Genomic DNA, 22,204 nt, shown 5'->3' on the forward strand with positions numbered 1-22,204 from the left:
TACCTCGCCGCGCGCGGCCGCGCCCTCCGACTTAGGTCCCGGCCGATGCCGCGCGTGCCGGTCCCGCCTGATGGCGCGGGTGGGCGTGGGACTGCGCATGCGCGTGACCGGTCAGCGAGTGGCGCGCGTGCGGCAAAGCCGGGCGGTGGTCCCGGATCGTATTCTCCACGGCTACGTCACGACCGTTGCTGGCCACCACATGGAAGTGTCCGTAGCGCGCCCATGAGGCTTGATCCTTGATCGAGCCCACGATGAATACCCGTTGCCGCCGTGCCAGTGCCACCAGGGCCTTGCCGGTGATCAGACGATGCGCCTCGGGGTAATGGCGGACGCCGTAATAGAGATCCCCCTGGCGCGGATCGAAGACGTAGATCGGCCGGTGGAGATAGAAGTCCAATGACGAAAGGTCCTCGTAATGATGCGCCACGAACACATAGGAGTGCGGCGTGAGATGCGGGATCAAGGCCATGGCCAGGTCTTTCGAGGCGTAGCGATTGGGGTGCGCGATCGAAAACGTCAGATACAGCGCGGCAAAGGCCGCGAGCGACCCCACGGCGGCCACCGGCAGCACACGCATCATGCGTGGCTGCCGCTCCCAGAGCGCGGCCAGGAAGAAGCCGAGGTAGATGAGCGCTGCGCCGATGAGGTAGGGACGCATGGTCGCGTGCGGGATGTGCAGGGCCACGATCCCGGCGATCACGCAGAGCACGGCGAATGCCGCCAACAATCGTACGAGCGAACGGCCCTTGAGATCCGGCATGGCGCGTCCCAGGAATAACGCGAGCGCCGGCATCGCCGGCAGCATATAGTAAGACGATGAGGTCTTGGACAGCGTAAAGAAGATGACATAGGTCGCCGCCCAGATGAGCAGGAAGCGATCCAGGCGGTCGTACGGCCGCCTCCTCATGAAGGCCTCCAGGAAGAACGGTGTCCACGGGAAGATGCCTAGCAGCAGGTGCTCGAAATTGTAGTAGAACGGCGGCCGCCGGTAATCCATTGGCTTCAGGGTCCCGAGGAAGCGGTCGAAGTGCTCCTGGATGATGTAACGATCGAAGAATCCGGGGACGTGCAGCACCATCCAGATGTGCCAGGGCAGGGCGATGACGAAAAAGACGCCCCATGCGGCGAGAAACGGCCGCCAGCGTATCGTGCGCCGCTCGAGCGCCAGGAATACGATCACGATGAGCCCAGGCAGGACGATCCCTATGAGGCCCTTGGTAAGGCACGCCAAGGCACTCGCGGCCGCGGCCAGCATCAACCGCGAGGGCCTTTCGGGGTGCTCGATGTAGGCGTAGAACGCAAGCAGCGTGATGGTATGAAAGAGCGTGAACGTCATGTCGAACATCGCGAGCTGCGACATCATGTAAAAGCCGATCGACGAGAACAGGATCACCGTCGGCCATAGCGGCTCACGAAGCCGCGCGCGGGCGAAACGCGTCACAACCACCAAGGTCCCGAGGGCGGCCAGGGCCGAGGGTAGGCGCGCGGCGAACTTTCCTATGCCGAAGATCTTGTAAGACAGCATGATGAGCCAGTAGAGGATCGGCGGCTTCTCGAGGTAGGGCATGCCATCGAGGCGCGGTATCATCGGGTTGTGCGTGAGCATTTCGCGCGCGGCCTCGGCATAGAGACCTTCGTTCAGATTGAAGAGCGGCCGCAATGCGAGTGGGACGAAGGTCAGGACCAGTATGGCTAAGATCAGGACGGCGGTGGCGCCGCGACGTGTGACAGGAGACGACATAGGCGCATGCTAGCAGACACGACCGCGATGCGTAAGGTGTCGGCGACGGTGGACAGGCGGGGGTGTGGCTTAGGCCGTGCCGGAGCGCTTGCCGGCGGGAGGCGCGGGCGCAACATCCCGGCGGTCGCTTGCCGCGGCGTCGGTGGGGGCGCGGAGCGCGCCGATGTAGCGCAGGAGTTCTTGACCGCAGCGGGACAGGGTCGAGGGATGGGCGTAACGCATGGTCTCCCGGCATCCCTCCCATGCCGACAGAATGAACAGCGCGGCGGCCTCGCAATCGATGTCGGCCTGCACGAAGCCTGCGTGGCGCGCACGTGTGAGACCGGTGCCCAGTCGCTTGCGCCAATGCGCGAGTCGCTCGCTTATCAAAAGCTGGGCGGCCGGGTCATGCGCCACGAGCTCTGCGATGAGCCGCGGCAGCGAGTGGTGGGTACAGGCCTCGCCAGTGGCGATATGGCGGGCAAGCCCTGCGGAAAGCCGCGGCAGGGGATCGCCTTCCGATGCCAGAGGCTGTATCCATAGCTGGTCGATTTCCCGGCCCATGGTCTCCAGGAGTGTCGTCACGGCCAGGGATCGCTTGTCCGGAAAGTGATGATATAAGGCGCCCTTGGTCACCCCAGCGCGCGCGGCGATGCGATCGAGTCGCGCGGCCTTGAATCCCCGTTCCCGGAGTTCCTCCCACGTCGCCTCGATGAGGCGCGTATAGGTCGACGGTCCGGGCCCCCGTGTCATCGGATCACAGGTGATGCCGGCGCAGCGTGAAGCGCCGCGCCCCCGCCGCGGATCAGGCCCGCGTTGATGAGCGGCGGATCCCCAGAGCTGTGCGGCTCGGGGTCATGGTCATCACCCAACGAAAACGCAGGGTGGCGCGTGAGCCACCCGCGCTTGCCCGGGCCGCGGGGGTCGGCGCGCCGGATCGGGATCACGCCGCGGTCTGCAGGCGCGCGGCCAGCCGCGCGACGTGTTCGCCCTGAAAACGCGCGATCGAGAGCTCGTTGGCGCTTGGTTGGCGGCTGCCATCGCCGCCCGCGAGCGTGGCCGCCCCATAGGGGCTGCCGCCGGTGATCTCGTCCATGCGTGTCAGTCCGGCGCAGGAGTAGGGGACCCCGACTATGATCATGCCGTGGTGGAGCAGGGTGGTGTGGAAGGAGGTCACGGTCGTCTCCTGGCCACCGTGCTGCGTGCCGGTGCTGATAAATACGCTGCCGATCTTGCCGATCAACTTGCCGGCACGCCACAGCGGACCTGTGAGGTCCAGAAAATGGCGCATCTGTGCGCACATGTTGCCGAAACGCGTGGGTGTGCCAAATAGGATGGCATCGTAATGTTCGAGATCGGCGGGCTCGGCGATGGGCGCCGCCTGCGTGGTCTTGGCATGCATGGCCGCCAGGGTCTCAGGCGGCAGCAGTTCCGGTACGCGCTTGACGTCGACTGTGGTGCCATCGACCGCGCGCGCCCCTTCGGCGACGGCCTCGGCCATGCGCTCTACATGTCCCCAAGTGCTGTAGTACAAAACGAGAATACGGCTCATGCAACCCTCCTGTGAGGAAACGCGTTATGATGATGGCACTCTAACCGCACTTAGTTATCTTTGTGAAGTAGGTATTTAAAAGTAACTATGGAGACATCCTCGCCCTGTCCGGTCGATGCCGTCCTAAAGCTCCTCGCGGGGCCATGGACGACGCATGTCTTGTGGGTGCTGCAGACCCAGGGCGCGCTGCGTTTCGGGGCCTTGAAGCGCGCCATCCCCGGGATCTCGAGCCGACTCTTGACCGAGCGCCTGCGGCGGCTTGCGAGCGCAGGCTTCGTGGCGCGCGAGATGGTGCCGAGCGTCCCGCCGCAGGTGACCTACCGCCTGACCGAGCGCGGCCGCCGGTTGGGAGAGGTCCTGGCGCAGCTGCAGCCTATTGTGAGTGAGTGGGAGGCGCAAGCGGCCAGCGAGGTCGAGGCGCCTTTGGGGTTGCCGTGACGGCAGCGGCCGTGCACGGTCTTGCCGGCGTGCCCCGGCGCGGGGCGTTATGAGCACGGTACTGGCTGCCATCCTGGGGGCGCTCGCCGGCGGCTTGGCCGGCGCGTGGCTGTGGGGGCGGGAGCGGGGCCGCCAGAGGCGCACGGCCGCGGCGCTTGAAGAGACCCGGCAGGCGCTGACTTTGCGGGATGCTGAGCTGCAGCGCACGAACGCGGCGCTCAACGCGCTGCAGATCGAGCATATGAAGCTCACGGAGCGCGCGCGCTACGAGGACCAGATTCATAACGAGCGCTTGGCGTCCTTGCGCGATGCCCAAAAGACCGTAGGCGAGATGTTCAAAGGGCTGTCACAAGAGGCCTTGCAGCGCAACAACGAGTTATTCCTGGGGCTTGCCCAGGAGCGTCTGGCGAACCTCACCCAGGGTGCGAGCGCCGAGCTGCACGCCCGCGAGCAGGCGATCGCGCACCTCGTGGGGCCGGTGGTGGAGCGCCTCAATCGCGTCGATGCCCTGCTCGCGCAGCTGGAGGTCAAGCGCGAAAGTGCCTATCAATCGCTCACAGATCAGGTCAAGGCGCTGATCGAGAGCCACCTGCCGAGACTCCATCGGGAGACCGCAAACCTCGTGAAGGCCCTGCGCGAGCCGGCCGCGCGCGGGCGTTGGGGCGAGCTGCAATTAAGGCGCGTAGTGGAAATGGCCGGTATGCTCGATCATTGCGATTTCATCGAGCAGGCCCAAAGGACCGGGGACGAGGGGCGCATCCTGCGTCCCGATCTGGTGGTGAGGCTGCCCGGCGGCCGGCATGTGGTCGTGGATGCCAAGACCCCGGTCGACGCCTATCTGAACGCCGTGGAGGCCGATGACGAGGTGGTGCGGGCCGCGTCCCTGAAGCGTCACGCCGCGCAAGTGCACACGCATCTCGGTCAACTCGCGAAAAAGGCCTATTGGGAACAGTTCCCGCGGGCCCCGGAGTTCGTGGTCATGTTCGTGCCAGGCGAGGTGTTCTTCAGTGCCGCCCTGCGCGAAGATCCGTCCCTGATCGAGACCGGCGTCGACCAGAAGGTGATTCCGGCAAGCCCCACCACCCTGATCGCGCTGTTGCGCGCCGTTTCTTATGGCTGGCAACAGGATGCCATCGCGCGCAACGCCGAGGAGATCGCCGCGCTCGGCCGCGAGCTCTACAAGCGTGTGGCCCTGCTCGGCCGGGGCTGGTCGGATACCGGCGCGAAACTGGCGGCTGCGGTGCAGGCCTATAACAAGACCGTCGGCACGCTCGAGGCCCGGGTCCTGCCGCAGGCGCGGCGTTTCCGCGATCTGCGCGCCGGCGACGAGGAGGAGATCGCCGCGCTCGATGTCCTGCCCGAGGAGCCGCGTCCGCTATCGGCGCCGGAGCTTGCCGGACCCGCGAATGCGGAGGACTGAGGAGGGGGGTGCGAGATGACGCGCCCCGGCCTTTGCGTGTAGACTGCGCGGCTTTGTTTGCGCAAACCCCGATTCGGTTCGGTAGGACTCTCGTGCTCTCTACTACTCAACTCACCATGCAGTTTGGGGCCGCGCCGCTCTTCGAGAACGTGTCCGTGAAGTTCGGTGCCGGACACCGTTACGGTCTGATCGGCGCCAACGGCTCTGGCAAGTCGACGTTTCTGAAGATCCTGGGGCGGGACCTGGACCCGACCTCGGGCACGGTCGCCTGGGAGGCCGACAAGCGCGTCGGCAAGCTCAGGCAGGATCAGTTCGCATTCGAGTCATACACCGTGCTCGACACCGTCATCATGGGCGATGCTGAGCTTTGGCGCCTGAAGTCGGAACGCGAACGGCTCTATGGCCTATCCTCCCTGAGCGAGGACGACGGCATGCGCGTGGCGGAACTCGAGGCCGATTTTGCCGCCCGCGACGGTTATACCGCCGAGTCGCGGGCCGCCGGGCTGCTCACTGGACTTGGGGTGCCGATGGCCCAGCACAATGGCCCGATGAGCGCGGTGGCGCCGGGCTGGAAGCTGCGCGTGCTGCTTGCGCAGGCGCTGTTTCCCGATCCGGACATCCTGCTGCTCGATGAGCCCACCAACCATCTGGACATCCACACCATACGATGGCTGGAGGAGCTTCTGGTGGCGCGCCGCAGCACCATGGTGATCATCTCCCACGATCGCCATTTCCTGAATCAGGTATGCACGCACATCGCCGATCTCGATTACGGGGAGGTGCGCATCTTTCCGGGCAATTACGACGAGTACATGACCGCGGCCACCGAGGTGCGTGAACGGCGCCTGGCCGACAACGCCCGCAAGAAGGCCCAGATCGCCGAGCTGCAGGCCTTCGTCAGTCGTTTTTCGGCCAATGCCTCCAAGGCCCGCCAGGCAACCTCGCGTGCCCGCCAGATCGAAAAGATCCAGCTCGACGAGATCAAGCCCTCGAGTCGCGTGAGCCCTTATATCCGCTTCGACATGGGTAAGAAGCTCTACCGGCAGGCCGTGGAGGTGCGCGCCCTGGCGCAAGGCTATGACGATCTTTTGTGGCGCGAGCTCGATCTGTATGTGGGGGCCGGCGCGCGCATCGGGGTGATCGGCGCCAACGGTGCGGGCAAGACCACGCTTTTGCGGACCCTTGCCGGGGAACTTACGCCACGCGCAGGCGAGATCCAGTGGGCCGAGGGGGCGCGCGTGGGGTATTGCGCACAGGATCATGGCGAGGCGTTTGCCGAGGATCTCACGCTGTTGGCATGGATGAGCCAGTGGGCGCAGCCGACCCACGACGAGCAGGCGATCCGCGCGGTGCTCGGGCGCTTGCTGTTTTCGCGCGAGGAGAGCGAGAAGTCGGTGCGCGTGTTGTCGGGCGGCGAACGCGCGCGCATGATCTTCGGAAAGCTCATGCTGCTTGCGCCCAACGTACTGATCCTAGACGAGCCCACCAATCATCTGGATATGGAGTCGATCGAGGCGCTCAATCTGGCGCTCGTCCACTATCCCGGCACCTTGATCTTTGCCAGTCATGATCGCGAGTTCGTGTCATCGCTGGCCACCGAGATCCTGGAGCTCGACGGCGGGCAGGTGACGGTCTTCGGCGGCGGCTACGAGGATTATCTGAAGACCCGCGGGGCGGGGATGGGGCCGCGCTCGGGGGTATCCTGAGGCGGGCGCGCCCGGTCGTGACGGGCGAGTAGGGTCGGTAGATCGACGGCGCGCAGCCCGCGCGCCTGCAAGCCCCGCAGGAGCCCCGGCAGGACCGTCTCCAGGACCGGCCGCCCGGCATAATCGCGCGCGTTGCGGCCATCATGCAGCAAGAGCACGGCGCCGGGCATAAGCCCCCGTGACAATCGTCGGGCGATGCGCGCGGGTGCCGGGTCTTGGGTGTCGAAGGCGCGGTGCGACCAGGCGGCATAGTGCAGGGCGCGCTCGGCGAGCAGCGGCGCAAGCCAGGGGTTGCGGAACCCGAGTGGGGCCCGAAAGCATGATGGTGCCCGGCCGCTTACGTCGGCGAGCAGGTCTTGGGTGTCATCGATCTCGCGCGCCAGGCGGCGCGATCCAAAGAGCGCGAAGCGGGGGCTATGGTCCCAGCTGTGGTTTTCGATACTATGGCCGGCGCCTACGGCGGCGCGTATGAGGTGCGGCGCCTGGCGGGCGCGGCGGCCGATACAAAAGAAGCTGGCGCGGGCGTCATACTGGGCGAGCAGCGTGAGGATGCGCGGGGTGAGCGTCTCGTCTGGTCCATCGTCGAAGGTCAGCGCCACCTGGGGTTCGGCGGTGGCCACACGGGTGATGACAGGGCCAAGGAATGAGCAGCGCGGACACAGGCAGGACGCCGTCAGCGCCGCCTGGGTCGCGGCGATCGCCGCCACGGCCGGGATGGCGGCCACGGCATGCCAGGCAGCCCCGGCGGCCAGCAGGCCATCGAGGGCGTTGACGGCCTGAAAGACGTGGCGGGCATCGAGGCGCGCCATTACGGGCCCCCGGGCGGCCACCGGACCGGGCGGGGGCGGCAGGGCCATGGCGCCCCGTGCGATGGGAGAACGGGGCCTATGCCCCCCATGGGAGTAGTCTGATGCATGAGTGTAAGCCGGTTGACCGTCATCTGCGACGGGTCGAGGCCCTGATATCCCTAGGGCGCGTCATGACCGGGGCTTCCAGGGTGAGGGGTGCACGGATGGGGGCTTGGCATGGCATCGACGCTACACGGATTCGCGGGAGGCGGCAAGGAATGGCGGGCCCGACGATGAAAGGCGCGGCACCGGGAGACCCGGACGGAGGCCGCGCGCGCAGGCCTTCGCGAGAGGTCGTGTTGAGCGCATGAGGATCTTCTATTATCCGGCGGATCGACGTCAGGAACTCGAGGGTCGGGGTGATATCCTCGGGGTCGTGGGTTATGGGACCCCGGCGACCTGGCAGGGGCGTGCGCCCTATGTCGCCACGGCCCTGGTGCCCATGGGGCCCCCGATGTATGAAGTGATCGCCGGGGGCCCGGCGATATCGGCGACACGCGAGGGCGTCCACTACGCCCACGACGGCGAGTGGCTGTTCGCGGCGGTCGCGCTCGGGGCCCGTGAGCCAATGGCGTCGGTCGCGGCCGAGGCCTATGGACGCATCCTGCGCGTCGCCGAGGGCGAGGGTTACGGATACCTGATCCGTGCGTGGCAGTATTTTCCGGACATTCATGGCCTAGACCAGGGGCTCGAGCGGTACCGGCAGTTCAATCGCGGTCGCCACCAGGCCTTGGAGGGCTATCTGGCGCGCGGCGGGCTGCGCCCCGCGGCGACCTGCATCGGTGCCCCGCGCGGCGATCTGACACTGCATGTACTGGCGCATCGCACCCCCGGTCTCGCCATCGAGAACCCGCGACAGGTCAGTGCCTACCGCTATCCCGACATCTATGGCCCGCGCCCCCCGGATTTCGTGCGCGCCATGAAGGTGGCCAGTGCCGGCCGCGGGTGGTTGTGGATATCGGGCACGGCGGCGATCGTCGGCCATGAAAGCCAGGCCCCCGGAGACCTGGAGGCGCAGGCGCGCGAGACCTTCGCCAACCTCGATGCGCTCGTGGCGTGCGCGGGCCTCGGGGCGGACCGCCAGGTGCTGGCCGTCAAGGCCTATGTGCGCGTCCCGGACGGTGCCCGGCTGTCCTGGCCGCAACCGTGGGGGATGGCGCCGGCCTTGATCCTGCGCGGGGATATCTGCCGCTCCGAACTCGGCCTGGAGATCGAGGCGGTGGTGGTGGACGGCGAGCGACGATAAGGACCGGGCGTGGATATCAGGCGACGGGCGCAAGCACAGCCTATGGGAAGCGAGCTGGCGGCGGATCGGCGGGGCGCGTCATGGGGTGTGCGTCTCGGGTGTATGGTCCTGGGGATGTTTGGGGTCGGCACGGTGGCGGCCCAGACCGCGCACTACCAAGGCGGTGTGGGGGTGGCCCTCTTCCTGGCGCCTGCCTATCCGGGTTCCGACAGTGAGCGGCTATTCGCCTACCCCTACCCGTACTGGGACTACGAATCCCCCACGCTGCACCTGCACCACCAACACCTGCGTGCGAAATGGGCCCGTCATTCGTCGTTCAGTATCGGTCTTGGGGCCAATGGCTCGCCGCCGGCGGCGGCCGGTACACCGGATGCGCGCGCCGGCATGCCGAACCTAGACCCGACCGTGGCCCTGGGGCCGGATATCATGATGCGCCTCCCCGCGCGCGCCGGCGGCTGGCGCATCTGGCTGGGCGCCCGCGCCCGCTATCGTTGGGCCATGGGCCCCGGCCTGCAGCTTATGCCGCTTGGCAGCAGCGCCTCGGCGTTCGTCGAATCGCGGACCCCGCGCGGGCGCGTCTGGCCCATTGTGGTAAGCTTTGGCCCCGTTTTTCGCGGCCATGGGGTCAACGAGTATTTTTTCGGCGTGCCACCAGCCTATGCGGCGGCGGGGCGGCCGGCCTATTCCGCCCCTGGCGGTTATGCCGGGGTACGGCTTACGGCGGCCGTGAGCACGCGCGCGGGCCCTTTCGATTTTGCGATCTTCGGGCGCTATCGCAACTACTCGGGTGCGGCGTTTGCATCGAGCCCCTTGCTGAAGGTGTCGAATACGCTCATCGTCGGGGCGGCGGTGGTATGGGTGTTTGTTCGCTCCGGGGATGATTGATGATGGCGCTATGAGCGATCGGGTGGCAGGTCCGGCGCGTACGGAATATGGCTTAGGTTTCGAGAGGATAGCGGAGTGAATAGCAGGCAAACCGATTTTGAGCGTGAGATTGCGCAGCTGCTCGTGAGCAGCCTGAACCTGGCGCTCGATGCGGACTCGATCGATCCCGAGGCCCCGCTGTTCCGCGAGGGTCTGGGGCTCGATTCGATCGACATGCTGGAGATTGCGTTGGCGATCTCCCAGCATTACGGTATCCAATTGCGATCCGATGACCCGGAGAACGCCGTCATCTTCGCATCCCTGCGGGCGCTCGCCGCGACCATCGGCGCGCGCCGGACCTAAAAAAGGCACGGACTGCGGTTTTTTGGGGTACGGTGGGTAAGGGACGGCGATGGCCCAGGCGTGGTTTGAAAAGCGTGAGCGCGGCAGCCGCTTCGGGCTGCGCGCGGCGCGGATCCTGGCGCTGCGCCTGGGACGGCGCACGGCGCGCGTCCTGTTGTGGCCGATTACCGCTTATTTCTTCTGGGCCCTGCCCGAGGGCCGTGCCGGCCTGCGCCGCTACTATCAGGCCTTGGACGGCCAGCAACCCACACGCGCGCGCCTGTTCGGTCATTACCTGACCTTTGCGCGCACGATCCTAGATCGCGTCTATTTGCTGGCCCGGCATCGCGACGCGCCGCGTTACGAGATTCGCGGCTTCGAGGCGGTCGCTTCGTACCTGGACCACGGCCAGGGCGTCATCCTGCTGGGCGCGCATATGGGCAGTTTCGAGGCCGCGCGCGCCGCCGCGTTTTTGCGCCCGGAGCTGAAGATCCAGGTCATCATGCATACCGGGGTATCGCGCAAATTGGCCGAAGTCCTGACGGTCCTACAGCCCGAGGCGCGGGATTCGATCGTACCTTTGGGGGGCCGGCGTCGTTACTGCGGGTACGCGAGTTTCTCGCGCAGGGGGGCCTGGTGGGGTTCATGGGCGATCGCACCATCGCCGGCGAGACCACCTATCCCGCTGATTTCCTGGGGGCGACGGCGCCATTCCCGCTGGGACCTTTGCGGCTTGCAGCCGTCCTGCGCGCCCCGGTATTCTTCTTTACCGCGCTCTACCGCGCGGCGGCCGACGGTGTGTGCCGCTATGAATTGGTATTCGAACCGCTGTGCGGTCCGGCCCCGGACGCAAAGGCGCGTGAGGAATGGATGCGACAGCTGGGGGAGCGCTATGCGCAAACCCTGGGGACGTTCTGTCGCCTGGCCCCCGACAACTGGTTTAATTTTTATGACTTCTGGCAAACCCCGGACGGGGATTCGTTTCGCCGCAGCGCTGCTCGCGATCCTGACGACCGGGATGGCCCGCGCGGCCAGTCGCCCATGGACGGTCCCGATGCTGCTAAAGACCCTGGCGCACACGGTGACCCATAAGGTGCGGTTTATCGAGGTCAATCACCTGGCGAGTCTGCGGCGCCCCGTGCAGGCGCATGGCACGCTCCAGTATGAGAAGCCCGATACCCTCATCATGACCCAGAGCGCGCCGCGCAAGGCCGTATACCGGATCGTCGGTGACCGGCTGTTTGTCAATCAGGCCCGCCGGGGAGTACCGGTCAGCCGTTATCCCGGCGTGATCGCCATGGTGTCCGGGTTCGAGGGGCTTTTGAGCGGGAACTACGCCTTGCTCACGCACGATTTCCACGCGCGCCTGCAGGGGGATCGCAAGGCCTGGCGACTGCTGCTGCGCCCACGTCTTGCCGCCTTGAAGCGGGCCCTGGTGAGTGTCGCGATCAGTGGGCATGGGGCGCGTCTTGCAGAGATCGTGACCCGCGCCCCGAACGGTGATAGCTCGGATATGCGCATCCTTCCGTGAACGCCAGACCAACGGCATTTACGGTGACCGCCGTGTGGCTGGCGGCGTTGGCGATACTGGCGGCGCTGATCGTCCATACCGCGCGCTTTGGAGGGAGCCTGACGGCGTTTCTGCCGCGATCGGGCAGCACGGTGCAGCGCGCCCTGGTGCACGGCCTTCACAAGGGCGCGGCATCCCGTCTTTTGTTGCTGGCGATTCGCGGCGGTACCGGGGTAGCGCGGGCGCGGGCGTCACGGGCGCTCACCCGGCGATTGCGCCGCGATACGCGCGATTTTGCGCTGGTCGCCAATAGCGGAGCGGCGGTAGCGCGGGGTGTCGAGGGATTTCTGTTCCACGACCGCTATCTGCTGGCGCCGCGCACGTCGTGGACGGTGCCGGCGCTACGCGCCGATCTGCGGCGTGATCTGGCCATTCTCGAGTCCCCGGCGGGCTTGAGTGCCACCAAGGTCCTGGCCGATCCCACGGGCGCGGTCATGGCCGCGGCCCGGCCCTGGCGGGGCGCGGCGGGAGGGCCGCGCTCGCGCCATGGCGTGTGGGTGTCGCGCGACGAGCACGCGGCGCTATTGCTCGTGGAGACGCACGCGTCGGGGTTTTCGGTGGGACCGCAGCGCCGTGCGCTCGGCCTGATCCATGCCGCGTTCGCGCAGGTCGCGGATCATAAGCCGCTGTCTCTGGAGATCGGCGGCACCGGGGCGATAACGGTGGCGGCCAATGACAAGGTTGCAGACAGCGCCAAGCGTCTGACGATCATCGACCTCATCTTGGTGGCGGGGATCTTGGGATTCGTCTATCGCTCGGGACCGCCGCTGCTCGTGAGCCTCGTGCCGCTTGCCAGCGGGGCGATGGTCGCCACCGCGGTCATCGGTTTGGTGTTTCCGAGACTTGCGATCACGACGCTCGGGTTTGGCACCATGCTGATCGGCGTGGCCATGGACTACCCGACCTATGTGCTTTTGCATGTTCGGGGCGGGGAGAGCGTTCCGCGCGCGGCACAGCGCGTGGCGCGCGCCCTGGGACTGGCGATGATCGCCATGGTGATCGGATTTTCCACCATGATCACCTCGCATCTCGCCGGTCTCGTGCAGCTCGGTGTATTCGCGGCCGTAGGGCTTGCGGCGGCGGCATTGGCGGCGCGCTATGTCCTGCCGTTCATGATCCCGGCATGGCGTCCGCTCGCCGATCTGTCCGTGTGGGACGATCGCGCGGCACGGGTTTCCGCCCGACTGCGTCGTGCGCGCGGTGCGGTGGTGATAGTGGCGTTGGCCGCCATCGGGGTTCTCTGGCAGCACGGCGGCCACGTATGGGATGACCACCTGTCGGCCTTGAGTCCGGCGTCGCATACCCTCATGCGCGAGACCGGGCGACTTAGCCGGGCGTTCGGAGTGCCGGGGCTCTCGTCGCTCGTGGTGGTGACCGCCGCCAATCGTGAACGGGCGCTGGTGGCCTCCGCCGCGCTGCGACCGGTATTGGCAAGGCTACGCCGGGAGCGCGCCCTTGCCGGTTACCGGATGGCGGCCCAATACCTGCCGAGCGTGGCTGTGCAGAGGCGCCGGCAGCGCGCGCTGCCAGCGCCTGCGATCCTGCGCCGGCGACTGCGCGCCGCGGCCGTCGGCATGCCATTTCGCCTACGCGCGTTTCACGAATTCGTGGCGGCCGTCGCCAAGGCGCGCCACGCGGCCCCGCTACGTCCCGCCGATCTGCCGGCACCGATGCGCATGCAAATGGGTGGCCTGCTTATGCGGGTCCATGGGCGGGGTGTGGCGTTCGTGCCTCTATCCGATGTCCGCAATGCCCGGCGCGTGGCCCGGGCGATACGGGCAAGCGCGGTCGCGGGGGCCCACTATGTGGTGGTGAAGCGTGCCGTGGGGCGTCTCATGGCCGGCTATCGCGCGGCGCTGTTGCGCCATGCGCTCATCGCCGGGGCGCTCATGGCGGTGGTCATCGCCATCGGTCTGCGATCAGTGCGCGAGGCCACGCGCCTTGTGCTGCCGATGGCCGCGGCGATCGTGACCACCTGTGCCTTGCTGGTGATGACAGGTCCGGGCCTCACGCTTTTGAACCTCGTGGCCTTGCTGCTCATTGCCGGTCTTGGCATGGGCTACGCGCTGTTTCTCGGGGAGCATGGGCTCATCGCCGAACGCCGGCCGCTTGCGCCCTGGGTATGCGCCGCCACCACCATAACCGGATTTGGGGTCATGGCCACGGCGCCTGTGGCGATGTTGCGCTCGGTAGGCCTGACCGTGAGCCTGGGGGCGCTGCTCGCGCTGCTCTTTACCGCCGCCTGGTCCTTGGGCGCGTCGCGGGCCTCATGATGGAAGACGGTCTCGCCATCACGCACTATACGCTCACGAGCGCCTTCGGCCGCGGCCTCGCCGCCCAGCGCGCCGGGCTCATGAGCGGGCGGTCGATGCTGGTTCCGCATACCCTGGCGGACGGGACGGCGTGCATGATCGGGCAGGTCGCGGGTCTGGAGGAGGTGGTCATGCCCGCGGCCCTGACACGCTATGATTGCCGCAACAATCGCCTCGCGCGGTTTGCGCTCGACGCCGATGGCTTCGCGCAGGCGGTGGGCGCGACTGCGCGCCGCGTGGGCGCCTGGCGTATCGGGGTGGTGATCGGCACGAGCACCTCGGGGATCGCCGCCACCGAGGCGGCCTATCGGGCCCCGGTCTTTCAGGGGCCGGGGGCACTGCCGGTCGATTTCCCGTACCGCGAGACCCACAATGTGTTTTCGTGCGCGGACTTCGTGCGCCGCTATCTCGGTGTGAAAGGCCCGGCGCTGGTGGTGTCGACGGCGTGCTCATCGAGTGCCAAGGCGTTCGCCACCGGCGCGCGGCTCATCGCCTCCGGTGTCTGTCAGGCGGTGGTGGTGGGCGGCGTCGACAGTCTCTGTGATACCACGCTTTATGGCTTTCATGCGTTGAATCTTTTGTCCCGGACGCATCCCCGGCCGTTCGATGCCGACCGCGATGGGATTGCGATCGGCGAAGCGGCGGGATTTGCGCTCCTCGCGCCGGCCGGAGATTGTGGCGAATCCCGAGGATTGCGCCTGGTGGCCACCGGCGACAGCGCGGATGCCTACCACATGACCGCCCCGCATCCCGAGGCACGGGGGGCGCGCGCGGCGCTGGAGGCGACCCTCACGAGCGCCGGCTGGCGACCGGACACGGTCGACTATGTGCACCTGCATGGCACCGGGACTGCGCACAACGATGCCGCCGAAGATCTGGCGCTGATGCGCGTGGGTCTTGGTGCGGTCCCGGCGAGCTCCACGAAGGGGGCCATCGGGCATACACTGGGGGCCGCGGGTATGTGCGGGGTGGTGTTGACGGCTGAGGCCATGGCTGCGGGATTCCTGCCGGGGACCGTCGCTACGCGATTGCCCGATCCGCGATTCCGGTCGCGTCTGCTGCTTTCAGGCGAGAGCGGCGCAATCCGCCGGGCCTTGGTCAATACCTTCGGATTTGGCGGCAGCAATTGCTGTCTCGCGCTCGCATGGCGCCCGTGAACATATATGTTGCCGGATGGGGCGTCCTGGGTCCGGGCCTTCCGGACGCGCAAGCGGCGCGCGCCCTATTAGCAGGGGAGCGGGCTTATCGGCATGACAGGGTGCGCATGCCGCTCGCCGAGGGACTTTCCGCCAATGAGGCGCGGCGCTGTCCGATGTCCGCGCGCTATGCCCTGGATGTCGGACGGCAGGCCTTGCGCGCCGCCGGCTGGGACCCGGCGGGGGTGGCTACGGTGTTCAGTTCCGCAAGCGGCGATCTCGAGATCGCCGACAAGAACTGCCGGGCCTTGGCGCAGCCGCCGATCGCCCTGTCGCCGACCCTGTTTCACAACTCCGTGCATAACGCCGCCGGGGGCTACTGGGGGATCGCGACCGGCTCGCGGGCGCCTACGACCAGTCTGTCTGCCTATGATGACAGCTTCGCCGCCGGCCTGCTCGAGGCCTTGACCACGGTCGGCCCCGGCCGCGCGTGCCTCTTGATCGCCTACGACCTCTCACCGCCTGCGGCGTTTGCCGCAGTACGCGGGATTACCGCACCGTTTGCCGTGGCGCTGGCCCTGACCGCTGAGCGGCCACCGGGGTGGTGCGCGATGTTGTCGTGGGAATGGGGGTACTGTGAACCAGCCGCCGACATCCCCATGTCGGATGCCGCGCTCGAGGCCCTGCGTGTCGCCAACCCGGCCGCGCGTAGCCTGCCGCTTTTGCGTACGCTCGGCCTCCAGCAGGATGGGATCCTGTCATGGCCAGACGCGGGTGGCGGCGCCCTGCGTTTGGCGGTGTCTTTCGGCCCATGACGGCGGTCGCGGGGCACGCCCGTCGCGGGCAGCCCCGAGGCGGGAACGTCATACCCTAACGGGGGTGACCAAGGGGGCCCGTCCTTGTCGGCGATTCGTCTGCAGGCTGAGGCGGTAGGGCGCGCGCAAGGAGGCGGAATGCCCATGATCTATACGGTGCGATGCCGTTATTCGGAAGCGGCACCGGGGATGGGGAACGTTTCCCGGGTATCGAAGAAGGCCAGTATGTGTGGCAAGCGCCCTATGACGGGCCTCTGAAGGGGGTTCGGCTCAGGGTGTGGCGCCTGCGCGCTGCGGGGCGGGATCGGACCTCGGCCAAGCGCCGCATCGCGATCGCTTGGCCTCTTAAGAGAATTCGCCGAGAGCCCGCCCCGCGCTGGGCTGTGTCCACGTCCCCATGGAGGGCCCCTGCAGGGCCCGCGCCCCTAACGCGCTCAGTGATGCCCTTTGACGGCATGCCAAAAGGCCAGTCCGCCGGCCTTGGCGGCATGTCCGATCGCAAGCCCGACCTTCTTGGCCTCATGCCCGATGGCCAGTCCTACACGCTTGGCCTTGTGCCCGACATCGTGCGCGGCCGTGCCGAGGCTATGGCCGACATGGCGGGCATCATGGTTCAGGTCTGCCGAGGCGCGCGGACTGGCCATGGCGAAAGAACCGAGAACGACGGCCATGATTATGAGGCGGTGTAGGGCGTGATCCGGTGGATGGCGCCACGCGCTGCGTCTACGGTGCATAGACATGGTTGCCGTAAAGCCCATTATGGATACGCTTCAGTATAGCAGGATTCGATCCCGACCAGGAGGAGGGGGAATAGCGCGCGCCGGCCTAAAGCGGCTTGCCGATGGCGATCGGAATGGCTATCGTCGGGCGTTGCCGGGAAACGGGGGGTACGGCCTATGGGTCGCGCCCCACATTCTTTGGGATGTGAGATCGGGAGGTGTCATGACGAAATCGATCAAGGCCTGGGCCGCGACCGGCCCTGGCAAGCCGTTTGAGCGCTTTTCCTATGATCCGGGTCCGCTCAAGGCCGACGAGGTGGAGATCCAGGTCGAATATTGCGGACTCTGCCATTCAGACCTGTCGATGTGGCAAAACGAGTGGGGCCTATCCACCTACCCACTGGTGCCGGGTCATGAGGTGGTCGGTCGGATCGTGGCATGCGGCGGCGAGGTGCGCGGGCTCGCCGACGGACAGCGCGTGGGCCTTGGATGGTTCGCGCGCAGCTGCATGCATTGTGCGCAGTGCATGGCCGGCGACCATCACCTATGCCCTGCGGCGGAGGCGACCATCGTCGGGCGCCACGGAGGTTTCGCCGAGCGGGTGCGCTGTCACTGGGCATGGGCGGTTCCGCTGCCCGAGGCCTTGCCGTCGTCTTCGAGCGGGCCGCTTTTTTGTGGCGGGATAACGGTGTTTAGTCCGCTCATGGAGCTTGGCGTGCGTCCCGTCGATCGTGCCGGGGTAGTGGGCATCGGTGGATTGGGGCACCTTGCCCTGCAATATCTGCGCGCCTGGGGCTGTGACGTGACCGCCTTTACCTCGCATGCCGGCAAGGCCTCGGACCTTGAGTCTCTGGGCGCCCACCGAGTCGTGGCGAGCACCGATGAGCGCGCCTTGACGGACATGACAGGCTCCCTGGACCTGCTCTTGGTGGCCACCAGCGCACCGCTCGATTGGCCGCGCTTCCTAACGACCCTCGCGCCGCGCGGTCAGCTCCATTTCGTGGGCGCGGTACTAGAGCCGCTCAACATCGGGGCGTTCAGTCTCATAGCCGGGCAAAAGTCGGTGTCGGGATCGCCATTTGGTCGCATCAGCACGCTCCGGCACATGCTGGATTTCAGTAAGCGCCATAATGTTGCGCCCATCGTCGAGCATTTCCCCATGAGCCGCGTGAACGATGCGCTCGATCATCTGCGGTCTGGTAAGGCGCGTTATCGGATCGTACTGGACCCCGATTTCTGACGAGAGGATAGGGGGCCTCGGTCCTATATTGGAACTGGTCCAAGTATAAAACACCGTGCACCTATCGAATTTCCCGTGTTGCCCACCCGTAGGCCCAATGATAAGGTAAAATCGTCATGTGGTTTGGGAGACGAGTGGACAGGGCGGGGGGTCCGATATGCGCAAGAGACTGGCGCGTCTGTCGAGGCGGGATCTGCTGAACGTCGCGGAGATCAGCCACGTAACCGCCGGGGCCGACAGCATCGAGGCGGCGAACACGGTCTTTCGGTCGATATATGGCCTGCTGCCGGTGCGTGGCGTGATCTGTATTCTGGCGCGTTGGGAGGCCGATGGCGGGATTCGCGAGGTCCGTCAACTCCTGAACTTCGGTTACCCGCCGGAGTGGTTGGCCTTGTACCGCGAACGGCGTTATGACCGGGTGGACCCGGTCATGCGCGGCTATCATGGCGGTAAGGATGTCCAGGTCTGGTCGCAGGCCTTTCGCGCGGCGCGCTCAGCAACCGAGCGGGCGTTTATCGAGGCCTGTATGGCATTCGATCTGCGTGAGGGCGTGACCGTTGGCCGGAGCGGCACGGACGGCTGCGGCAGTCTATTGTCGTTCTGGGGCAATGCCCTGGGGCAGGCGGCCCGGCACCGCACGATCATCGAATGTCTGGCGCCGGCCGTGCACGATCTCTTGCTGCGACTCTCGCGGCCGGGCATCGGTCTTTGGCCACAGGATGCCAACCGGGGATTGACGCCGCGCGAGCAGCAGACGCTCTATTGGGCGAGCCTGGGCAAGACGACGTGGGAGATTGGTCGAATCGTTGGAATCCGCGAACGGACGGTCATGTTTCATGTGGGAAATGCCATGCGCAAGCTGGAGGCGCGGAATCGCGCCCAGGCCATTGCCAAGGCGACGCTTCTCGGGATACTGGCGCATCCGCCTTGAGCCAATGATGAAAGCGCGTGGGACGGCGGTCCGTGTGGCATTCGAAGACCTGGCGATCGAATCGCGCAGCGATGCATAAGGGGCCGGTGCCGAATCGTCGCGGAGGTCCAAGCGGGACACAGGGCAGGCCGCGACGGCGGAGGTGGCGAAGGTAGCGGGTCTCGACGACGAGATATAAAAACCGTACGTCGCGCGCGCAGGCCCAGCGATAGATCGCCTTATACAGCAGGCTTGAGACCCCCAGCGGTCGCGCCGCGCCGGCGGCCGGCGGCAATGTCGCAAGCCGCGTGATCTCGGCATAGTCCGGGCCCTTGGGAAGCCGATAGCCAGGCCGCAGCAATGGCCGGAAGTCATGGTCGAGCATGAACGGGCGTCCCGGCGGGATGAGCCGCACGACACCGACGAGGGCGCCGTCGCCGGCGAACACACCCACGGTCGTGGATCCGTCCTCGTAGCCATCACATTCCAGGCCGTCAGGGCGTGGCGCCACCCAGCCGAGTTTCTGGCAATAGATGGCGTGGCGCAGTCGGAACCCCCGGTCCCGATCTTCGCGGGTTTCGAGGACGCGGACGGTAAGCCCGGCTTCTGTGAATGGTGCGATATCGGCCATGATGACGATCCCTTGCGGCATGACGGCCAAGGAATAGCGGAAAATGGGCGACAACGTACCTGTTGGTTTATGTAGGTTCGGGGTGTCATCAGGGGAAAATAGTGGGGGTCTGGCGCCGGGCGGCGTGTGAGGGCCGACAGTCGGGACGCGCTGCGCGGGGATGGGCGATGCCTGGGCCACGGGGGTGCGCACGGGCGTGGTGCCGGGGCGCAGACGCAGGCCATGGCCGGTCTTGGCATCATGATGGTCCGTGGGGTGGGGTTAGGCGCGGCTTCCGCAGGCCGCTGGTGGGCGAGGGTGGGACAAACGGCCGCCCTTCCCGATAGAATAGCCGCGTCAACGACCCGCCCTAACAGGCCATGCGGCCGGCAATGCGGGCGGGGCTTGGAGGGGAATACCAAAAGGCTCGGTTGACGAGGGGCCGGGAGACCGGCAGACGTGGGTAACGGGTCGTTCAGACGCACCGGCGCATGCTTCCCCATGTTCGCCGCTCTGCAAGGCCGGGATCACATTGTAGACATCATGGCCTATGCGGGCGAAAGGCAAAGCGCCGCAGGTCCCCGCCGCCGTCGCTAGACGGGAGGCGGTTGTCCACAACCCCGAGGGGAGACGGGCCGCACATGGTAGGCCGGCATGGCCATGGCCCGCGTCACCATGGCCGTTGCCGGGCCACTAGGGGCCCGTAAGGGCCGTTTGACCGGAGGGTGTATGGCCGTATTCGTTTGGGACAGAAGAAAGAGGCCGCTGACGCCATGCTCCGAGAAACGGGCACGGCTCCTGCGGACGCGGGGCCGGGCGGCCATTCGCGCCAGGGGGTACTTCACTATCCAGACCGCACAAGGACTGGTACCAGGCATCCATCACCGATTCTGCACCCGGATCCGGCGGGCGGACGGCTATGGATATTCGCAGACCACGATAGCCACAGACAAAGGAGAGGCGGGAACCGGGGCGGCTTACGCCGCCGCGCCCTCCCTCCCCGGCCAGATGGGCCATACGGCCCACGATGATGCCGGGGTTTCCCGCGCCAACGGATGAACCTGTGCGCAGGGGGACCAGTGGCCAGGCCTCAACCGACCTATGAGACCAAGGACGGATCACGGATCCAAGAATTATGGCACCCCGATCATCACGGTGGCGGGGCCATGAGCCTCGCGCAGGCGACGGTCGATGCCGGTGCCGCAACAAGGCTGCACCGCCATATGCGCAGCGAAGAGATCTATCATGTCGTGAGTGGCGCGGGGATGATGGAGTGTGGTTTGGAGCGGTTTGCGATCAAGGCCGGCGATACCATACGGATCCCCGCGGGTGTCGCCCACCGCGTGGTGGCATCCGTCTCCGCGGCGCTTGTGATCCTGTGCTGCTGTGTGCCGCCTTACCGCCATGACGACACGCAAGTCCTCTAAGCTGCCGGCTGCCCGGCGATCACGGCCGGCGGCACACCGGGACCCCGTGCGTACGGTGTGGCTCATGCTGGTCGTGGCCGCCGCCGTGGGGGTCTGTCTGTACCCGCCATGGAACAACGTATGGACGAATTTCGAAGGTTTCCGCATGCATGCACCGCTCGTGTATGCATTTTTGTGGTCACCTCCGCCACCGGTGTTCCCCGTGGCGCGCACCATTGACCTCGCGCGGCTCGGGGAGGAGCTTGCGACGGTGGTGGTGGCCGGGGGTGTGGTGTACTGGGCGCTTGGCAAGCGCCACACGCGCCGGTAAGCGGCGGGGGCGTCCCGGACGCCTCGGGGGTCCGGGACCGGATGTCAGGCGGCGCTGCGGATGAAGGCGTCGGCGTAGATGTCCTTGAGCGCCGCGCCCGCCAGATACAGGCGTTTTTTCGCAGACTGCACCATGTCAGGATGGCCGCACAGAAAGGTGCGCCAGCCGGCGACGCGCGGCTGATCGTTCAGGGCAACATCGAGCACGCGCCCGTGACGCAGATCCCCGGTCGGGGCCTCGCGCGACACGCACGGATGGTAGTGGACGGTGGCATGGCGGTAGGCAAGCGCGCGTAACTCGTCTACGAGGTACAGGCCGTCTTTATGGCGGCTTCCATGGTAGAGACGGATGGGGCCGCGGTGTCCCTGACGCAGGGCATCGCGGAGGATGCCGTAGAGCGGCGCGAGACCTGATCCAGTGCCAAGAAGCAGTAGGGGCTGGTCCGGGTCGGACAGCATATAAAAACATTCCCCGAGCGGCCGGCTGACCGCTACCTGATCGCCGACCTGCAGGGACTCGTGGATCCACCCGCTGACCCGACCTTGTGACACCTTGCGCACATGGAGCGTGAGATGCGGATCGAGCGCCGGGGCGCTGGCGAGCGAGTAGCTACGGCTTAGCCTCTCGTCCTTGAACACGTTGATGAATTGGCCGGCACGGTAGTCCCCCATGCCCGGACACTCGAGGGCCACCGAGACGATCTCGCGGTTCAAAGGCGTGATCGCGCGCACCGTAGCGACAAGTCGCCCGGCGTCCGTGCCAGGATGCTCGACGCGCATGGATTGGTGCGGTACGCATTGGCACGCCAGAAAGTAACCGCGTGCGCGCAGCGTGTCCTTCAGGCCCTTTTGGGAGGCCTCAGGGACTTGCCCGTCCACGGCGCGCAAAAGGCAGGTCTGGCAGACACCGCTGCGGCACGAGGAGGGGACGCTCTCGCCGCCGCGGGTCAACGCCTCGAGGACGCTTTCGCCATCGGCGCATGCGTAGGTCTTGTCGCCTAGAAGTATCTCGGGCATGGG

The 22,204-nt window shown here is 66.6% G+C and carries 22 protein-coding genes; 15 read left to right on the forward strand and 7 right to left on the reverse strand.

The window, feature by feature from the left end; genetic code table 11:
* Nucleotides 1-31 precede the first annotated feature (31 nt).
* The 3 genes from C4900_RS06725 to wrbA all read right to left on the reverse strand — a co-directional run bounded on the left by C4900_RS06725 (nt 32) and on the right by wrbA (nt 3,272).
* Nucleotides 32-1,741, reverse strand: a complete 1,710-nt coding sequence (locus C4900_RS06725; RefSeq protein ID WP_065969339.1) for an ArnT family glycosyltransferase — start codon at nt 1,739-1,741, stop codon at nt 32-34.
* A 69-nt stretch (nt 1,742-1,810) separates the two neighbouring features.
* A complete protein-coding gene (locus C4900_RS06730) occupies nt 1,811-2,473 on the reverse strand; it encodes a TetR/AcrR family transcriptional regulator (RefSeq protein ID WP_065969343.1) in 663 nt (220 codons plus the stop codon).
* A gap of 190 nt (nt 2,474-2,663) precedes the next feature.
* Nucleotides 2,664-3,272, reverse strand: a complete 609-nt coding sequence (wrbA, locus tag C4900_RS06735) for an NAD(P)H:quinone oxidoreductase (protein ID WP_065969344.1) — start codon at nt 3,270-3,272, stop codon at nt 2,664-2,666.
* Between the two features lie 87 nt (nt 3,273-3,359).
* Here wrbA and C4900_RS06740 point away from each other — a divergent pair, with 87 nt between their 5' ends.
* The 3 genes from C4900_RS06740 to C4900_RS06750 all read left to right on the forward strand — a co-directional run bounded on the left by C4900_RS06740 (nt 3,360) and on the right by C4900_RS06750 (nt 6,836).
* Nucleotides 3,360-3,710 carry a winged helix-turn-helix transcriptional regulator gene (locus tag C4900_RS06740; RefSeq protein ID WP_065969348.1) on the forward strand — a complete coding sequence of 117 codons (351 nt, stop codon included), beginning with the start codon at nt 3,360-3,362 and terminating at the stop codon, nt 3,708-3,710.
* Between the two features lie 49 nt (nt 3,711-3,759).
* Complete coding sequence (locus C4900_RS06745) at nt 3,760-5,130, forward strand: DNA recombination protein RmuC (protein ID WP_114282729.1); 1,371 nt, start codon at nt 3,760-3,762, stop codon at nt 5,128-5,130.
* A 92-nt stretch (nt 5,131-5,222) separates the two neighbouring features.
* Nucleotides 5,223-6,836 carry an ABC-F family ATPase gene (locus tag C4900_RS06750; protein ID WP_065969352.1) on the forward strand — a complete coding sequence of 538 codons (1,614 nt, stop codon included), beginning with the start codon at nt 5,223-5,225 and terminating at the stop codon, nt 6,834-6,836.
* On the opposite strand, the gene C4900_RS06755 is transcribed toward C4900_RS06750, so the two are convergent.
* Nucleotides 6,785-7,693, reverse strand: coding sequence for a polysaccharide deacetylase family protein (locus tag C4900_RS06755; protein ID WP_114282730.1), 909 nt, complete (start codon nt 7,691-7,693; stop codon nt 6,785-6,787). The genes C4900_RS06750 and C4900_RS06755 overlap by 52 nt on opposite strands.
* A 298-nt stretch (nt 7,694-7,991) precedes the next feature.
* On the opposite strand from C4900_RS06755, the gene C4900_RS06760 reads away from it, so the two are divergent.
* The 7 genes from C4900_RS06760 to C4900_RS06790 all read left to right on the forward strand — a co-directional run bounded on the left by C4900_RS06760 (nt 7,992) and on the right by C4900_RS06790 (nt 15,969).
* Nucleotides 7,992-8,930 (forward strand): chorismate transformation enzyme, FkbO/Hyg5 family, encoded by a 939-nt coding sequence (locus C4900_RS06760; RefSeq protein WP_083995707.1) that lies wholly within the window; start codon nt 7,992-7,994, stop codon nt 8,928-8,930.
* A 42-nt stretch (nt 8,931-8,972) separates the two neighbouring features.
* A complete protein-coding gene (locus tag C4900_RS06765) occupies nt 8,973-9,815 on the forward strand; it encodes a MipA/OmpV family protein (protein ID WP_065969519.1) in 843 nt (280 codons plus the stop codon).
* A 75-nt stretch (nt 9,816-9,890) separates the two neighbouring features.
* Nucleotides 9,891-10,157 (forward strand): phosphopantetheine-binding protein, encoded by a 267-nt coding sequence (locus tag C4900_RS06770; protein ID WP_065969518.1) that lies wholly within the window; start codon nt 9,891-9,893, stop codon nt 10,155-10,157.
* Between the two features lie 49 nt (nt 10,158-10,206).
* Nucleotides 10,207-11,667: a LolA-related protein gene (locus C4900_RS06775; RefSeq protein WP_114282732.1), complete on the forward strand. Its 1,461-nt coding sequence runs from the start codon at nt 10,207-10,209 to the stop codon at nt 11,665-11,667.
* Nucleotides 11,664-13,979, forward strand: coding sequence for an MMPL family transporter (locus C4900_RS06780; protein WP_114282734.1), 2,316 nt, complete (start codon nt 11,664-11,666; stop codon nt 13,977-13,979). The genes C4900_RS06775 and C4900_RS06780 overlap by 4 nt, the downstream gene beginning before the upstream one ends.
* Nucleotides 13,976-15,175, forward strand: coding sequence for a beta-ketoacyl-ACP synthase (locus C4900_RS06785; protein WP_211306803.1), 1,200 nt, complete (start codon nt 13,976-13,978; stop codon nt 15,173-15,175). Before C4900_RS06780 ends, C4900_RS06785 begins: the two co-directional genes overlap by 4 nt.
* Nucleotides 15,172-15,969 carry a beta-ketoacyl synthase chain length factor gene (locus tag C4900_RS06790; protein ID WP_170132446.1) on the forward strand — a complete coding sequence of 266 codons (798 nt, stop codon included), beginning with the start codon at nt 15,172-15,174 and terminating at the stop codon, nt 15,967-15,969. Before C4900_RS06785 ends, C4900_RS06790 begins: the two co-directional genes overlap by 4 nt.
* 434 nt (nt 15,970-16,403) lie before the next feature.
* Here the strand turns inward: C4900_RS06790 and C4900_RS06795 are convergent, their stop codons facing one another.
* Complete coding sequence (locus C4900_RS06795) at nt 16,404-16,640, reverse strand: hypothetical protein (RefSeq protein ID WP_065969508.1); 237 nt, start codon at nt 16,638-16,640, stop codon at nt 16,404-16,406.
* 271 nt (nt 16,641-16,911) lie between these two features.
* On the opposite strand from C4900_RS06795, the gene ahr reads away from it, so the two are divergent.
* Entirely contained in the window at nt 16,912-17,928 is a 1,017-nt protein-coding gene (gene ahr, locus C4900_RS06800; protein WP_065969504.1) for an NADPH-dependent aldehyde reductase Ahr, read from the forward strand.
* Between the two features lie 157 nt (nt 17,929-18,085).
* Nucleotides 18,086-18,859 carry a helix-turn-helix transcriptional regulator gene (locus C4900_RS06805; protein ID WP_065969503.1) on the forward strand — a complete coding sequence of 258 codons (774 nt, stop codon included), beginning with the start codon at nt 18,086-18,088 and terminating at the stop codon, nt 18,857-18,859.
* Here C4900_RS06805 and C4900_RS06810 read toward each other — a convergent pair.
* Nucleotides 18,756-19,523 (reverse strand): acyl-homoserine-lactone synthase, encoded by a 768-nt coding sequence (locus C4900_RS06810; protein WP_114282738.1) that lies wholly within the window; start codon nt 19,521-19,523, stop codon nt 18,756-18,758. The two genes, C4900_RS06805 and C4900_RS06810, sit on opposite strands and share 104 nt — an antisense overlap.
* Nucleotides 19,524-20,177: 654 nt before the next feature.
* Here C4900_RS06810 and C4900_RS17195 point away from each other — a divergent pair.
* The 3 genes from C4900_RS17195 to C4900_RS06825 are packed head-to-tail and all read left to right on the forward strand — an operon-like array spanning nt 20,178 to nt 21,185.
* Nucleotides 20,178-20,507 carry an RRXRR domain-containing protein gene (locus C4900_RS17195; RefSeq protein ID WP_083995708.1) on the forward strand — a complete coding sequence of 110 codons (330 nt, stop codon included), beginning with the start codon at nt 20,178-20,180 and terminating at the stop codon, nt 20,505-20,507.
* Nucleotides 20,504-20,875, forward strand: a complete 372-nt coding sequence (locus C4900_RS06820; protein WP_065969498.1) for a cupin domain-containing protein — start codon at nt 20,504-20,506, stop codon at nt 20,873-20,875. Before C4900_RS17195 ends, C4900_RS06820 begins: the two co-directional genes overlap by 4 nt.
* Nucleotides 20,876-20,921: 46 nt before the next feature.
* Nucleotides 20,922-21,185 (forward strand): hypothetical protein, encoded by a 264-nt coding sequence (locus tag C4900_RS06825; RefSeq protein ID WP_065969494.1) that lies wholly within the window; start codon nt 20,922-20,924, stop codon nt 21,183-21,185.
* Between the two features lie 44 nt (nt 21,186-21,229).
* On the opposite strand, the gene C4900_RS06830 is transcribed toward C4900_RS06825, so the two are convergent.
* Nucleotides 21,230-22,201, reverse strand: coding sequence for a 2Fe-2S iron-sulfur cluster-binding protein (locus C4900_RS06830; RefSeq protein ID WP_065969490.1), 972 nt, complete (start codon nt 22,199-22,201; stop codon nt 21,230-21,232).
* Nucleotides 22,202-22,204 lie beyond the last annotated feature (3 nt).

The organism is Acidiferrobacter thiooxydans, assembly GCF_003333315.1.
GTDB classification, from domain to species: Bacteria; Pseudomonadota; Gammaproteobacteria; order Acidiferrobacterales; family Acidiferrobacteraceae; genus Acidiferrobacter; species Acidiferrobacter thiooxydans.